7 protein-coding genes are annotated in these 16,901 nt (G+C 40.5%); 5 read left to right on the top strand and 2 right to left on the bottom strand.

Features of this window, described 5'->3' with window-relative positions:
• The first annotated feature begins 408 nt into the window (after window positions 1–408).
• Complete coding sequence (locus H2245_RS02295) at window positions 409–1,035, top strand: OmpW family protein (protein WP_182405569.1); 627 nt, start codon at window positions 409–411, stop codon at window positions 1,033–1,035.
• A gap of 188 nt (window positions 1,036–1,223) precedes the next feature.
• On the opposite strand, the gene H2245_RS02290 is transcribed toward H2245_RS02295, so the two are convergent.
• Window positions 1,224–2,960 (bottom strand): 2-oxo acid dehydrogenase subunit E2, encoded by a 1,737-nt coding sequence (locus H2245_RS02290; RefSeq protein ID WP_182405567.1) that lies wholly within the window; start codon window positions 2,958–2,960, stop codon window positions 1,224–1,226.
• Between the two features lie 22 nt (window positions 2,961–2,982).
• Entirely contained in the window at window positions 2,983–5,796 is a 2,814-nt protein-coding gene (gene aceE, locus H2245_RS02285) for a pyruvate dehydrogenase (acetyl-transferring), homodimeric type (RefSeq protein WP_182405565.1), read from the bottom strand.
• A gap of 687 nt (window positions 5,797–6,483) precedes the next feature.
• Between aceE and H2245_RS02280 the strand changes: the two genes are divergently transcribed.
• From H2245_RS02280 to H2245_RS02265, 4 genes are all read left to right on the top strand, one after another.
• The gene (locus H2245_RS02280; RefSeq protein WP_182405563.1) at window positions 6,484–8,454 is read left to right on the top strand and encodes a hypothetical protein; all 1,971 of its coding nucleotides are present in this window, start codon (window positions 6,484–6,486) and stop codon (window positions 8,452–8,454) included.
• Between the two features lie 326 nt (window positions 8,455–8,780).
• Complete coding sequence (locus H2245_RS02275) at window positions 8,781–9,245, top strand: hypothetical protein (RefSeq protein ID WP_182405561.1); 465 nt, start codon at window positions 8,781–8,783, stop codon at window positions 9,243–9,245.
• Window positions 9,246–9,288: 43 nt separating this feature from the next.
• Complete coding sequence (locus tag H2245_RS02270) at window positions 9,289–11,412, top strand: hypothetical protein (protein WP_182405559.1); 2,124 nt, start codon at window positions 9,289–9,291, stop codon at window positions 11,410–11,412.
• Window positions 11,413–11,700: 288 nt separating this feature from the next.
• The gene (locus tag H2245_RS02265) at window positions 11,701–16,890 is read left to right on the top strand and encodes an SdrD B-like domain-containing protein (RefSeq protein WP_259365040.1); all 5,190 of its coding nucleotides are present in this window, start codon (window positions 11,701–11,703) and stop codon (window positions 16,888–16,890) included.
• Window positions 16,891–16,901: the final 11 nt, after the last annotated feature.

The raw sequence follows: 16,901 nt of genomic DNA, 5'->3' as shown, positions 1-16,901 counted from the left end.
TCCTTATTTACCATATCTATATTTACCTATCTATCAATAACTTTTTAAGAACAATCCAATAATTTTATCATCGTTATTATGACATTCATTTTTATAATAAAAGATGTAATAAAGTCGCAGTGTAAATAAAAAATTGATATTGCACAAAATTTTATGTCTATTGCTGTCTAAATAATAACGAAATTTAAATAGAAGCTTAAATTAAATATAGGCACGTTTAATTTAAATGAACACTAATTCTAGTTAAATTAATATATTTATCTAAAACCTTACAGTTTGTACGGTTTTTGTATTATAATATTTTTGAAAGCCCGCAACTGTTGTCTAACTGCAGCTTTAATAATCAGCCACCGCTGTTATCCCCATTGAGTCGGCTGATATTTTTTTATTATCCTGAGGACAGAAATAATGAAACTACAATCCCTAGTTTTAGCTGCTGCTACCGCCCTTACTATGACCACTGCTTTTGCTGTACCTGCTGGTACTTGGTCAGTAGCTGCCGGTGCGCACTATGTTGACCCTAAAAGTGATAACGGTACTTTGAATAACGGTTTATCTGTTGATGTTGACGGCGATGTACGTCCAACTATCAGTGGTGAATACTTTATTGCTAATAACGTTGGTATTGAGCTGCTAGCTGCGATTCCATTTCATCATGACTTTACTTTAAATGATGCTAATGGTAATGAAATACTTAACGGTAAAACTCAGCATTTGCCACCTACTCTATCATTACAATACCACTTTGATGATTATAATCTACCTATGAATGTGAAGCCATTTGTTGGTGTTGGTGTGAACTATACAACTTTCTTTAAAGAAAGAGTGTCTAATGGTGGTGACTTAAAGCTTGACGATAGCGTTGGTGTTGCTGGTCATATTGGTCTTGATATTCCATTTGCTCCAACTGAAGCGTTCCGTATTGATGCCCGTTATATGGATATCAAAACAGATGCTACTTTAGATGGTAATGAGCTTGGTGAAATCAATATTAGCCCTTGGGTTTACGGCGTTGCTTTTGTTAAACAATTCTAATTAAGCAATATTATAAGCTAAAGATTGTAAATAAAAAAGTCAGCCTTCAAGCTGGCTTTTTTACGTCCGGAATTTAGTACTTCTCATAAATTGTAAATTATAACTCTAAAAAAATGTAATAAAAAAGACCATCCGTAGATAGTCTTTTTTATTAATGCTAATAAACTAAATAGCTTTTACAACATCAATTATAGCAATATGCGGCGTGGATCAGCCAATAAGCTTGCAACATAACGGGTAAATACTGCCGCATCAGCACCATTAATGACACGATGGTCATAAGATAGTGACAACGGTAATATGAGACGCGGCTCAAAGGTTTGCTTAGCTGCATTCCATTGTGGCTGCATGGTTGCTTCTGAAGCCCCCAAGATTCCCACTTGCGGCCAGTTTACCAATGGTGTAAATGCAGTGCCACCTAAGATACCTTGGCTTGAGATGGTAAAGCTTGCACCTTGCAAATCTTTGGTACTGAGTTTTTTATCACGTGCCTTGATTGCTAACTCACCAATTTCAATGGCGATTTGCTTAATACCTTTTTCATGCGCGTTCTTAATGACCGGCACGATTAAGCCATCATCTGTTGCTACCGCAATACCCATATTCACGCTTTTACGTAAGATAACTTGCGTATTGTCATCACTTAAATGACTGTTAAAACGCGGATGCTGAGTCAATGCGTAAGCAGTTGCCTTGACAATAAAGGCTAGAATCGTCAAACCAATACCTTGCGCTTTCATACCCCCTTTTAATTCGCCACGTAATTTTTCCGTTTCAGTGATGTCTGATACATCAAACTGAGTGACTTGTGGCAAATAGGTATTATAGTTAAGCTGCGGTATAGATACTTTTTGCAAGCGAGTTAAGTCTTGGGTTTCAGTCTCACCCCAAATCTCAACGTTGCTCATATCAGGTAGTTTTGGCAAGCTAACACTAGTCGTACCAGTAGCTGCTTGTGCAATAGGCTGCTTGGTTAATACTTCCTTGACGTGGGCAAATAAGTCTTCTTTTAAGATGCGCTTATTAAGTGCTGAGCCACTCACTTGCGTGATATCAACACCCAATTGACGGGCAAGCTTACGCACGGCAGGACCGGCATAAACTTCAGTTAACTTAGCGTTAACTTGAGCTTCAGTCAGCTTACCACCAGTACTTACCGCTTGGTTATTAGAGGCAGGCTTGGTATCTGTTTGCTTAGACTGAGTAGTTTGAGCTACTGGTGCTTCGCTAGTCGTTGCTGTCTTATCAGAAACGTTATCATCTGAAGTAGTATTACTAGAGCTATCAGTTTCAGACGCTATATCAGTACTAACAATCACGATAAAATCTTGACCATTGGCGACCATGTCACCAGCTTTCACTAGTATTCTCTCAACTCGTCCAGCTACTGGCGCAGGCACTTCAACCGACGCTTTATCAGACTCAATCAAAATTATAGACTGATCAGCTGTGACGAGATCACCTTCGCTGACCATGATCTCAGCAACTTGCGCCTCGTCAACGCCTAAATCTGGCAATGCATGCGTGGTTGCCGAACCTGTTTTGGCAGCAGGTTTTGAAGAGCTAGTTTCACTATTAGTAGAATCATTGCTAGTAGAAGCACTGTCATTTTGACTTACTTCATTAGCTTTTGCTTCGATAACTGGCGACTGTTTAACTGGTGCTTTATCTGCATCTGTAGCACTGCTATCTTCAGCAGCATCACTTTCAATCTCAATAAGCACCATGCCTTCGCTAACGTGGTCGCCAATTGAGATGCTGATTTTCGTCACTTTACCAGCCGCTGAGCTTGGTACTTCGACCGAAGCTTTGTCAGATTCTAATAGTACGATGTTATCGTCTTTAGCAATAACGTCGCCGACTTGCACCATAATTTCACTGACTTCGGCACTATCGACACCCAAATCGGGGGCTTTAATTTCCATCCTTATTCTCCTTGTCTGGTGATTATGATTCTTTGACGTCATCATCATTGAGTAAATTGGCATCGGCTTGATCTTCAGCACGACCTTCACTGCTGATTTCATCATCATCTTCAACAACAAACTCAGGTACAGGAATCGGATTTATATTACCAGGCGCTGGTGCGTCTGGAGAATGGTCATAATAAGGCTGCTGCTGCCACGCAGGAGGATGATCGATATCGATATTCAAGCTAGAGATAGCGTCTTTAACCAAACGCATCTCTACTTCACCTTCATCAGCCAAGCGCTTTAGAGTAGCAACAACGATATGTGCGGCATCAACGTTAAAGAAGCTACGTAGATTTTCGCGAGTATCAGAGCGACCATAACCATCTGTACCTAATGTAGTATATGGACGACTATCTGGTAACCAAGCACGGATCTGTTCTGAATAGTTGCGCATATAATCGGTTGCGGCAACGACCACACCTTCGTGCGGTGCAAGTTGCTCAGTCACCCATGGCACACGCTCTTCATCCATTGGATGTAGACGATTGTAGTCGTCACAAGCCATTCCATCACGCGTCAACTCATTAAAGCTGGTCACGCTCCACACGTTAGAGGTGATATTAAATTCGTCTTTTAAGATACGCGCGGCTTTTTGCACTTCGCGTAAGATAACACCCGAACCTAATAGTTGAACTTGCGTTGAACCATTATCTTCTAACAGATACATGCCACGTTTGATGCCTTCTTCTACACCTTCTGGCATTTCAGGCTGCTCATAATTCTCATTCATCAAGGTGAGATAGTAATAAATACGCTCGCCTTCAGCATACATCCGGCGTAAACCGTCATGCATAATGACTGCTAATTCATAACCAAAGCAAGGATCATAACTCACGCAGTTAGGAACGACGTTAAACAAAATTTGCGAATGACCATCTTGATGCTGTAGACCTTCACCGTTTAGCGTGGTGCGACCTGCCGTTGCACCCAACAAGAAGCCCTGTGCTTGACAATCACCTGCTGCCCACGCCAAATCACCAACGCGCTGAAAACCAAACATCGAGTAGTAAATGTACATCGGAATCATCGGTAATGCGTTCACAGAATAACTGGTTGCCAACGCAATCCACGCACTCATCGCCCCTGCTTCATTAATACCTTCTTCTAACATGTGACCATCAATGGCTTCTTTATAGCCCATCAACGCTTCACTATCTTCAGGCGTATATTTTTGTCCCACTGCAGAGTAAATACCTAATTGACGGAACATACCTTCTAAACCAAAGGTACGTGCTTCATCTGGAACAATAGGCACGACACGATCTTGGATGTCTTTGTTTTTAAGCATCGCAGCAAGCAGACGAACAAATACCATCGTCGTTGATTGCTCTTTACCGTTACTGCCTTTTAACACACGGTCAAAGATAGATAATTCAGGAATATTTAAAGGAATATGACCACTACGGCGATTAGGCAGATGACCACCCAACGCTTCACGGCGACCTTTAAGATACTTCATCTCCGCTGAATCTTCAGCAGGACGATAGAACGGTAGCGTCTCTAATTGCTCGTCCGTAAATGGTAAATCAAAACGATCGCGGAAGTAAACTAAGGCATCCTGATCCAGCTTTTTCACTTGATGCGATTTGTTAACTGCTTGGGTGGTGGATAGACCATAACCTTTGACGGTCTTCACTAAAATAACTGTCGGCTGACCTTTGGTTTTCATCGCTTCACTAAACGCGGCATAAACCTTCATCGGATCATGTCCACCACGATTTAAGCGTGAAATATCATCATCTGTTAAGGCATCAGCCATTTCTTTTAATTCAGGATATTTATTAAAGAAATGCTCGCGAGTAAATTCAGCACTACGCGCTTCGTACAGCTGATATTCACCGTCAACCGCTTCTTCCATGCGATATTTAAGAACACCTGTCTCATCTTTGGCAAGTAGCGAATCCCAATTGCCGCCCCAGACGACTTTAATCACTCGCCAGCCAGCACCGCGGAACACTGATTCAAGCTCTTGAATAATTTTACCGTTACCACGAACTGGACCATCAAGACGCTGTAAGTTACAGTTAACCACCCAAATCAGGTTATCTAGCTTTTCACGACCCGCAAGCGAGATGGCACCTAAGCTTTCTGGCTCATCCGTTTCGCCATCACCCAAGAACGCCCAAATCTTACGATCTTCTTTCTCTAATAATTTACGATTTTCCATATAGCGATGCACGTGCGCATGGTAAATCGACATAATAGGACCCAAACCCATTGATACCGTTGGGAACTGCCAATAATCTGGCATCAAATAAGGATGCGGATAGCTTGACAGTCCTTTGCCGCCTACTTCACGACGGAAGTTATCGAGCTGCTCTTCAGTCAAGCGACCTTCTAAATAAGAACGTGCATACATACCGGGCGCTGAGTGACCTTGATAATAAATCATATCACCGCCGAAATGATCACTGGCAGCGCGGAAGAAATGGTTAAAGCCGGTTTCATAAAGGGTAGCACTTGATGCAAATGAGGCTAAGTGACCGCCTAAATCATCATCATTCTTATTAGCTCGCATCACCATTGCTAATGCGTTATAACGAATCAATGCACGGATTTTACGCTCAATAGCCAAATCACCAGGGTACATTGGCTCATCTTCAACCGCAATGGTATTGATATAAGCAGTATCAAGGCGATTAAAAGGCAGACCTTCTTGCACACCCATGTTATATAATGCTTTTAATAAAAACTGAGCACGATCTTTATCCGCATGTTTAATGACTGACTCAAAAGCCTGTAGCCATTCCTGCGTTTCGGTGCTATCAGCATCCTTATAATAGTTCATCTTGATTAATCCTTTTATATGAGTCATCCCTGCATTATAACAGGGCGTTATTGATGGGATAGCGTGATAACACAATAGACTGCCTAATGACTTCCGTGCTCTATTTAAACAATCCATTATCTAACTCAGCAGGTACCACACTGTTATCTTCGAACAATAATTAGTTAGCAATGCCATGGACAACATGCGCAAAGTGACATCTGCCAATACTGCGGCATAAGTTAACATAATATTGCAAGCTAGGTATAAAAATATAAGACTAACTGTCTTCTTGCTAATAAAGTTACGCCAGTGAGCTAGCATGGCTATGGTCTTTTTCGAATGTAGCTTTAATAAGGTGATAAGCCTCACCACCTTAATATGTATTCAGTAAATTAGCAAAATACAGCCATTTATTATAAACGTTTATGTTCTAAATGTTTATTGCTATAAATAAATGACATTATAGTAAGTATTTTTCAACTGAATGAGCCTACTCTGGAGATAACAGTTTAGGCACGATCTTCTTTAAACATCATTGCTATTTGTTAATACGTCTAATTAACTTTTAAAAACCTTGAACATAATGTTCGATTCTTCAACATACTAACGTATCGTTATTGTTATAATAAGTAACTTATTATTTCTTCAATCTGTACTGACCGTGCGTATTTATGATTTTCAGCTTTTTTATCTATAGGATAATGTATGACCAATAGTTTAGTGTTTATTCCTTATCCTCAGATTTTGAGCACTCTCCTAGTAAAATCAAGATACGCTACGGCGGTTATCCTAGCCGCAATTTCGGTGACAGCACAAGCAACTCCAGCCGATATGGGAACTTTTACCATAACATCTGCTAATGCAAGATTGGGAAGCGCTTCTGGCAACTATATCACCTCAACAGGGGCAAAAGGGAAGTTTACGCTTGTCCGGAATGAAATGAGAGGCTATCAAAACGAGGTGTCTTTTTTGCCCACTTCTAATAGTACTAGTGGTAATACAAATGGTCTAGAAATCAAAAACGAAGAGAATATAGCAGTTGGTCAAGATACAGATAAATTCAAGTATACCTTTACTATTACTCCTGATGATAGTAGTGCCGTACATACCATAAAAATCGCTCAAGCGAGCTACACTGTAAATGGCAATTCAGAGATTGCCCGTAATACCTTATCATACACAAAGAACAATGGAATCGACCTACCGGTTCAAGCTGTTATCACAAATAATCCTAACGTGAATTATTATTATAATGCCATGGGTGATTATTTTATGGGCAGTAAAATAAGTGATGCACAACTAAGCTCGCAAAACTCAAGCGTCGATACGTTAAGTGGTAATCAACTTAGAGTTGACAGCTCAGTAAATGGAGAAAGCAGTTTATATTATTATAATATTTCAAATTTAGTACTTAAGAATAATAAAAACAATAACAACCCGTATACGCCATCTCTAAACTCAAAAGGTGAGGTCACCCTCAACACACCTAATGGCGTACTACCTCCTAACCCAACCTTTAGTCGTATTTTTAAAAACTTGATAGCTAACTCTAGCTATGCTCCATTATTAACAAATAGCATCATACCTGATGGTGGTACCTACGTAACCTATGGTATAGAAAACTCGGCAAGTAATTATGTAATAGCCGTAAAAAATGCTGCAGCCATAACCCTAACCTATGAAGGTATCATGAATGGCAACATTGGTATTCCTCGTCTGGTTATTGGTGAAACCTTCAGTGAATGGATCAGTTTTGGCGTATCGAGTGAGCCAAACTACGTTTTTTCAGGCATCGTATTCAATGATAATGGTAGCATTCCCGCAGACATCAGCTCGCAATACAACACCTCCTCTACCTTTATAGGAAATGAGAATTACTTTAACGGTATTTTCAACGACAATGAATCTGGGATATATAACAATGCTTTAAGAATTAGTTTGACGGATTGTAACGGCGGCATCATCGTTACTCACCCCTCTACCCCTAACCCGCAATCTGTTTCAAGCGATCCTAGATCTTTAGGTAGATATAATTTTATTGTATTGCCAAAATCTTTGGAAAATAAGGCTAATTTATGTATAGAAGAAATAGAACCTAATAATTGGAACTATAGCGTCGATACTACGCTAAATATTCGAAAATTTGTTTTAAGCCCAAATGTCTTAAGTTATAAAACTGGAGTCGAGAGTAATGGCACTATTCTTAACTTAGATTTTGGTGAAGTAGAAAAATATAACGGTGCCCTTGTTCTTAAAAAGTATCAATATGTACACGACTGTAACGAAACCCTAAACTATACTACGAACAATATTAACGCAAATAATATCGTACAGCCGACTGACGGTTTTAGTACAAACTCAATCAATGCTATTAGTCCTGGTAAATGTATTGCTTATAAAATTGAAGCTTACAATCGCGGTCATATAGATCTAGCAGACATACAAATTTCAGACACCCTACAAAATAGTTCTGTAAAATCCGTATTTCATCTGCCCAAACCGCTAGGTGAGCCAGCAAATATTTTCAATAATAGTAATAAATCTGCAGTTATAGGAAAAAATGGCACCATACAAACTGATAAATTCACTCTAATAAAAACAACATCAAACTCAACAACTGCGACAAAAGCTTCTTTATATTTCAACAGTAATTACAGTGCTACTGAAAGCAATTAAATAAAGCATTGAGATTATGTATTCAGTTTTACTACCCAATGATATTCATCAAATCCACTTTTATAAGTCAAAACGATTTATTCCTTATTATTAATAATACTAAACATTTATTCTCTCTCCGTTAGTCGGAATTTAGCCATAAAATAGAGATTTCTCTTCGCATTATTAAAATAGTATATATAATGCGTTCTGTTACACTAACATTACATTTTTATACATTACATATACGTAACTATGAGTTGATCACTCATATTTATCTGCCTTTTCTGTTTGTCTAAACAAGGTTCGTAGTGTTACTACCAACTCTCTTTAGTCAGGAGTTTACGATGAAAGCCATATATCCCTTAAAAAAATTGCTGTTAGTTATCTTGATATCAGCTGCTACTTTTAATTACGTACAAGCAGCAGATGCGCTAAAAATGGAGCTTCAAGCCAATAGAATAGTTAAAAATATTAATGGCAAAACAAGCTATGTGGCAGCATCAGATGCTAAAACTGGAGAGGCTGTACAATATCGCGCTATTTATACAAATTTGATTAATCAACCTGTTAGTGATGTAACGGTCACTTTGCCTATTCCTGTAAACATGACATTCACAGGGGAAGCACAACCTACTAGTGCGCAAGCGACTGTTGACGGTAAGAATTACGCTGATATGCCACTAATGCGGAGAGTGAATGGCAAGCCAGTCAAAGTCCCACTCTCAGAATACAAAGCATTGCGTTGGAATATCAAGTGGCTTCCAGCACGCAAATCAGCAGACGTATCGCTAAACACCATTGTTAACTAAATATAATTCATATTATACGTTGTATATTTTCAGGAATTAACGAATGAACTCAGGCTTATTTAAGTATTCAGTCTTAACAATTGGTATCGTATCCGCACTGGGTATTGCCACCTCAGCTAACGCAGCAAAGTTAACTGCTGACTCTGCCCCAACCATTGATAATATTGCTACCGCTACTTATAGCATTGGCGGTGTAGCCCAGACTCCCGTTGTATCAAATAAAGTGACCGTGAACATCACTCAAAGCGCGGCTTTTACTTTGACAGCTACTAATGAAGATGGCGATATTACTGACGACTATAATAAAAACGCAATCGTAGCACCAAAAGGGCGTACGGCTTTTAACCACACTCTAACCAACTCCGGTAACGTTGAAGATACTTATACTTTATCTTTAGCGCAAAAAGGAACTATTTCAGGTATCACTACTGTAGGTGCAGGCTCTTACGACCTAGACAGTACGAATGTTACTTATATTATCTTTGATAAAGAGAATAAACAGATAAGTACTAAAACTGTGACAGGCACAGTATTTCAAGAGACTGTTATTGCTCTAAAGCCGAATCAATACGCCAAAATCACTATTTCAGCTAAAACAACAGGGAATCTTGGTGGAGACTTGCAGAACTTGACACTATCAGCAAAGAGTGCTTTTTTTGCTGCCCGTAGCCCTACCAAACCTGAAGAAGCAATATTACAAAACATAGATAATAGTACGACTAAAGTGCCAGTCTTTAAAATCACCAGTACCGTTAGCAACACGCTAAATTTAAACGACCCAAGCTCTAAAGCAACTTATACTGTCAAGATATTCAATGATGGAAGTGCTGCCTATGCTGCTGCTGCTCAAGGTATTATCGTATTTAATGGTTTGCCTGCAGGCTTGCGCTTGGCAGACTCGCCTAATATGACGGTCAGTAATGGCGCTAGTATCACTGCAGGTAATGGTGGCAAAGGCGGTGGCAGCGCTAAAGATAGTGTCGAAGTAACCTTATTAAACTTAGCAATAGGCGAAACAGCAACCATCGCTTTTGATGTACAAAGAGATGCTGCAGAGACGATTATTGATCCTAAAAATATTGTGAATCATGCTGTTGTGAAACTTGATTTGGGGGAAAGTGGTATTATTTATGATACCACTGACCCGGCAGATAGTCTTGAGAATACCAGTCAATACTATCCAGCTACTGATGATAGTGAAGTACTTGACGGCTCAGCTAACAATGTCACTGGTGGCGACTCTACCGCACCATTAACGGCCAATCAACGTGCTCTTACCATTGAAGGGGCAACAAAAAAAGAGATACCAACCAGTACTTCTACTACCACTCAAATCATTCATTCAGCGATAATTCGCAACACAGGTAAAGAAATTGAAGGCGATAAAGCGGGTGAAATCAAGTTCACTATCTCATCGATTACCGATAGTAAAGTAACTGTGGTTGAGGGTTCTGTAGAGCTAATATACGATCCCGATGGCAATCCAAGTACACCAAACTTTACTTATATTATTACGCGTGATGTTAACGGCGATAATGACTTAAGTACCGCTAAGCCAAAAGGTAATGAACCAGCATGGACAGGTATGGCGCCGGGCTCAACCGTTACCATTAACTATAAAGTCGAGTCTAAAAACGCAGTTATTGATACCACTGAAGCGGTAAAAATCACCCTTTTACCTGGTGGAAATGACGTACCTACTACCGGGAGTCGTATCGTTAGCAACGAGACTACAGTTAGAGGCTTAAAGCTTGAAAAAACCCAAGCCTTGAATGAAAGCTGTAGTGCAACTGCCACATTAAACTTTACTAAAGGTGACGTATTAGCCAAACCTAGTGATTGTATCGTTTATAAAATTACTGCATTTAATAGCTTTAGTACTGACGACGCCAGATTCACTTTCACCAACACCAAAATCAATGATGATATCGGCCAATTTAAAAACAAAGCTCAGGTATTAGGGGATTCAACCACACCAGCTTTTGCCATTAAACTAGACGATGTCACAGGAAACGCCGCAGAACCGTCTACTAATAAATACAATGCGCAAGTAAATACAACTGAGGTCACTGGTACGGTTACTAATTTAGCACCGCAAGAATATGCAGCATTGATGTTCTCAGTGAAAATCAACGCTGATGGCGCAGCAGTGACTCAAATACCATAGTTCTTTACTGTTCATTACTTATATTTTTGATGACGTTTGTACATGCTCTTTATTGTTTAGACAATAAAGAGTAAAACAGAGCTGACCTTAATACGTTTTAATAAGTCACGACTGTTATCAATTAAATTTTTTATAAGTCACAGTCTTTGTAAAGTAGCTTCAGTTCTTTTCAGCATGGTTAGATTTGATTGGAAAAGCATGTATATGCCTCGTTACTGTGTCACTCAGTCTAATCAGTTATCTGCAAAGACAACCAAGCTTTCTGCTATAGCGATTGCTATATTATATATGCAGTCCCATTCTGCAATGGCAGCATTACCTCCTATAGTAATGTTTATTGATAACATTGCTAACGCTCAATACCATTTTCAAAATAATAGCGCTCCGCTAGTCAGTACTTCGAACCAGGTTCGAGTACAAGCCTCTACGTTACAAAAATATGATGTTCTGTTGTCAAATGCACCGCTACGAACCATAGCAGCGGGCGATAGAGTGAGCTGGAAAAACACACTTACTAATAACAGTTATAATGACGAAACCATCTCTTTAAGCTATCAATATCCTAATACCTTATCTAATTTTACGGTCTATCAAGATATCAATAAAAACGGCACGTTTGATGAAGGTGATATCGATTTTACTCAAACAAAACAGATTAAGCTGAGTCAGAATGAAAGTATTGAACTGATTATTGAAGCATTGTCAGATACACGAGCACTTGATGGCGACAATGCAGATATTAAAATCAGAGCTGTCGTTGTTGAAGATGCTTCAGTAACTGCGACTGTTATTAATCGTCTAGTTGTCGTTGCACCTAGTATCAATTTTTTAAGCGAATCTTGGGATAATGTTAAAAAAATATCGCAAGTGGGCGAAGCTTTATATGTTCAAGCCAATTATGCACAATGCAACGTGCAGCCTAATCAGCCCGATCAAGCATGGGTAACCATTACCTCCCCTAAAACTAGAGATACTTATTCACTCAAAGCCATAGAAACCGGTAACAATACAGGTAAATATCGTCTATCCGCACCAACACAGAACAATGCCAACCCTATCAATGACGATATTATTCAAACTTTAAAAGGGGATACATTAACAGTCACTTTAGATGCTTGTATCAAGCCTGATGGTAGCAAGCAAGATATTGCTGGAAACATTAGCAGTATGCTGACTATCGTCAATGAGCATCCAAATCTACAAGTTATCAAAGAAGGTGATGTTAAAACGACTGAAATTGGTAACTATGTAAACTATAGCATTACAGTTAAAAACGATGGCGCCTCAACTGCCTATGACGTTCAGCTAAAAGATGCGTTGCCACGCGGATTTACTTATATAACGGGCAGCTTACGTCAAGACAAAAAGAGTATTAATACTGATAATACGCAAAAAATAGAGTTCAAAGCTGACGGAAAATATCAAGTTCTTGGACTGGGCGATATAGTGGCAGGTGCCAACAAAAAATTCACCTATCGCGTACTCGTTGGCTCATCGGCGTTAGGCGGTGATGGCATCAATCGTGCAACTGCCAATGCCCGTGATAATCGTAACCAGCCAGTGATTTCAAGAGAAGCCCAATGGGCAGTTGAGGTCAGCCGCGGGGTTATGAATACCAAAGGCATCATCATCGGTAAGGTCTACCATGATATCAATCGCGATGGCATTCAACAAAAAGAAGATGGCGAGCTTGGCGTTGCGGGCGTGCGTATCTATATGGAAAACGGTAACTTTATCGTCACCGATCCTGAAGGTAAATACAACTTTTATGGGATCAGTGCGCAAACACACGTTTTAAAAGTCGACAGCACTACCCTGCCCGCTGCTACTGAGCTTGTTACTCAAAGTAGCCGTAATGCTGGCGATGCGGGTAGCCGATTTGTTGATTTAAAATATGGTGAGCTACATCGTGCCGATTTTGCAATTGTCGGTGGTATGGCAAACAGTACTCAGCAATTAAACGTGATACTTATTACTCGAAGTAAAAGCGTTACTGCCAAAAATAACACTTTGGAGCAAGCGGTTAAAAGTGAGCTGACTTTAGAGCCTGACTATAATCGTGATATTAAAGACAATGTGGATGCCAGCGGATGCAAATCCAATGATCATTTAGACCAAAGCATGGTTTGCGACTCAGCAATCGTAGCGAATATGGCACACTCCAGTACTAACAGTGCCAACATGACCACGACCATTATCAACCCACCTCAGGAAAAAGAGCTAGAAGAGTATTTAAAAGATGTTACTGATAATAACGTTCGTTTTATCAATTTAAATATGGGGCAGCAAATTGCCTCTTATAAGCAATTGGTTCAAGTACAAGCACCCCTGGGCGGTCAGTTTACGTTATATATTAATGATAGACCCGTATCCGAAGAAAAAATAGGCAAAACTGCACAGCAAGAGGTGCAACATGTCACTGCTTTTGACTATTATGCCGTTGAATTTAAACGTGGACGTAATGTTCTACGCGGTGTTGCGACCGATATTAATGGCAAAGTTATGTCTGAGCAAAGCATTGAAGTGATTGCCCCCGATAGCCTTCAAGCCATTGATTATCGTACTCAACAAACTTTAGTAGAAGCTGATGGTATTAGCGACTATCATGTAGTGATTAGCTTAAAAGACCGCGATGGTCGCCCTTATATTTCTTCAACCCCTATCACCATAGATACCAATATTGGGCGTGTTAACCTGCCAGATAATGATAAGGATTTAGCAGGCACACAGGTCACTATCACGGGCGGTGAGCTATTAATTGCAGTCACCGCACCTAATGCACCGGGCAAGGGCGAGTTGACTGTCAATACTGGCAGTAGCAAACAAATCATTCCGCTACAATTTACCGCCAAATTGCGACCCCTTATTGCAGTCGGTCTTATTGAAGGTGCCATATCATTAAAGAATTTTGATGGTAGCAAAATTACCGATGCACAAGGTGTGTTTGAAAAAGAACTACAAGAATTTGCAGGTAATGATGACTATTCAGCAACGGGTCGTGCGGCGATGTTCCTTAAAGGTAAGGTTCGCGGTGACTATTTATTAACCCTTGCTTATGACAGTGATAAAAAAGGCGAGCGGCTGTTCCGTGATATCGAGCCGGGCGAATATTACCCCGTCTATGGCGACTCCTCCGCCAAAGGGTTTGACGCGCAGTCTACCAGTAAGCTGTACGTCCGTGTTGATAAAGGTCGCTCATTTGCAATGTATGGCGATTTAAAGACCCAAATTGATAATGATGACGGCATCAAACTTGGACAATATAATCGTACCTTGACGGGTGCCAAAGCCCAATATGAAGATACCAATACTCGTATCACCGCATTTGCTGCTGAAACCAGCTCATCACAACGGGTGAATGAGACGCGTGGTCTTGGTATTTCAGGACCTTATCCGCTGGCAAAAAACTTCAATGCCGTTCTTGAAAACTCTGAAACCATCGAGGTCATTACTCGCGATGTCAACAATCCCGGATTGATTATTCGCCGCAATACCTTAACCCGATTTGCTGATTATGAAATTGATCCCATCAGTCGCAGCTTATATCTAAAATCACCGATTGCCAGTCAAGACTTTGATGGCAATCCTGTCTACCTACGCGTCACCGTTGAAGTGGATGAAGGCGGCGACAGCTATTGGGTTGGTGGCGTGGCAGGCAAACAGCAACTTAACAAAAAAATCGCGATTGGTGGCAGCTATGTTTATAGTGACGATCCCCTTAATAAAGAAGAGCTCGCCAGTATTAACAGCGTTATTACTCTGAATAACAAACTAAAGCTGGTGGCTGAATACGCAAAAAACAGCTCAGAAAATCCTAGTTATCAATCTAGCAATCAAATCAATGCGAAAGAGTTAACCGGTAACGATACCAAAGGCAATGCACTGCGTATCGAGCTGAACTATGATGATAAAAAGAATACCCGTGCCAAAGCCTATTATAATGATGCGGATAAAGGTTTTGTTACTGGCGCGTCTCCTTTGACCGCTGGACGCACTGAGTCCGGTATCAATGTAACGCATACCCTTGTCAATAAAAAAACGGCATTGAAACTTGAAGGGATTCGGTCTGAAGACCACACGACTGACGCCACTATCGAGGGCATACAAGCCAGCGTTGAACATCGACTTAGCAAGAATGTCGTCGGTGAAGTTGGTATGCGTTATTATAAACAAGAAGCAGCTGCCACGCGTAATATCCAAGCAGTGACAGACGTCGTAGACATTACAGATAACACCATATTTAATGATAATATCATTAACCAATCGGCGCTCAACAGTGTGAATAGTCCAACCAAAGATATTGAAGGCACCACAGCGCGCGTACGTCTAACAGCTCGCCTGCCCAAACTTAACAATTCCCTAATGTTTGCTGAATATGAACAAGATATCGACCATAGCGCCCGCAATGCCACCTCTATCGGCGGTGAAACCCCACTTGGCAAATTGGGTCGTCTATACGCCCGTCACGATTTAATTAATAGCTTATCGGGCAGTTATGGGCTTGATGATACTGACGAGCGCCAGCGGACGGTCATCGGCTTTGATGCCACTTATATGAAAGATGGTAAGGTATATAGTGAATATCGTATGCGTGATGCCATTAGCGCGCGCGAGGCTGAAGCCGCAATAGGTCTTAAAAATAAATGGTATGTGCAAAAAGGATTGACTGTAAATACTTTGTTAGAGCGTATAGAATCGCTTGAAGGTGAAAAAGACAGTACCGCAACTGCGGCAGGCTTCGGAGTTGAGTATCTTGCCAAAGAAAACTATAAAGCTTCTGGACGACTGGAAAAGCGTTGGGGAGAATCCAGCGACACGCTACTAGGTAGTGCAGGGCTCGCCTATCGTTATAATAATGAGGTGACGTTACTGGCAAAAAACATCTATTCGCGAGTCGACTATGACGATGGGCATCGTACTATTAATCGCATGCAACTTGGCGCTGCTTATCGAGACTACGACAGCAATCAGCTGGATATGCTGACCAAACTAGAATACCGTCTTGATGACAATCTCACTGGCGTCGACCCTTATCAAAAGGATGCATTGGTATGGTCATGGAGTGGCAATTACCATCCTACTCGTCCCCTTACTCTATCCGGTCACTATGCAGGAAAGTACACGAAATATAGCAATGATGACATCAACTCTGACAATACAGCTCATGCTCTTTATACGCGTGGATTATATGACGTCAGCGAGCGCTGGGATGTGGGTTTTCAAGCAGGTACTTATTGGAATAAACAAGCAGAAGACTTATCTTATATGTTGGGTGTTGAAGTTGGCTATAGCCCAATGACTAACCTATGGTTATCACTCGGCTATAATTTTATGGGCTTTGAAGATGAAGATATTGCCTATGAAGATACCACCCAACAAGGCGCTTATTTTAGACTACGATTTAAGTTTGATGAAGACTTATTTAAAAAAGAGAATCAACGCACTAACAAACGTCTTTTACCAAAAAACACTCTATAGCATCCATACAA

The organism is Psychrobacter sp. GP33, from assembly GCF_014119005.1.
Taxonomy (GTDB): Bacteria; Pseudomonadota; Gammaproteobacteria; order Pseudomonadales; family Moraxellaceae; genus Psychrobacter.
This window is presented reverse-complemented; position numbering and strand designations above follow the sequence as displayed.

Coding starts and splice junctions, on each gene's coding strand:
- H2245_RS02280 (WP_182405563.1), top strand. CDS start 6,484: ATGACCAATAGTTTAGTGTTTATTCCTTATCCTCAGATTTTGAGCACT.
- H2245_RS02275 (WP_182405561.1), top strand. CDS start 8,781: ATGAAAGCCATATATCCCTTAAAAAAATTGCTGTTAGTTATCTTGATA.
- aceE (WP_182405565.1), bottom strand. CDS start 5,796: ATGAACTATTATAAGGATGCTGATAGCACCGAAACGCAGGAATGGCTA.
- H2245_RS02265 (WP_259365040.1), top strand. CDS start 11,701: ATGCAGTCCCATTCTGCAATGGCAGCATTACCTCCTATAGTAATGTTT.
- H2245_RS02290 (WP_182405567.1), bottom strand. CDS start 2,960: ATGGAAATTAAAGCCCCCGATTTGGGTGTCGATAGTGCCGAAGTCAGT.
- H2245_RS02270 (WP_182405559.1), top strand. CDS start 9,289: ATGAACTCAGGCTTATTTAAGTATTCAGTCTTAACAATTGGTATCGTA.
- H2245_RS02295 (WP_182405569.1), top strand. CDS start 409: ATGAAACTACAATCCCTAGTTTTAGCTGCTGCTACCGCCCTTACTATG.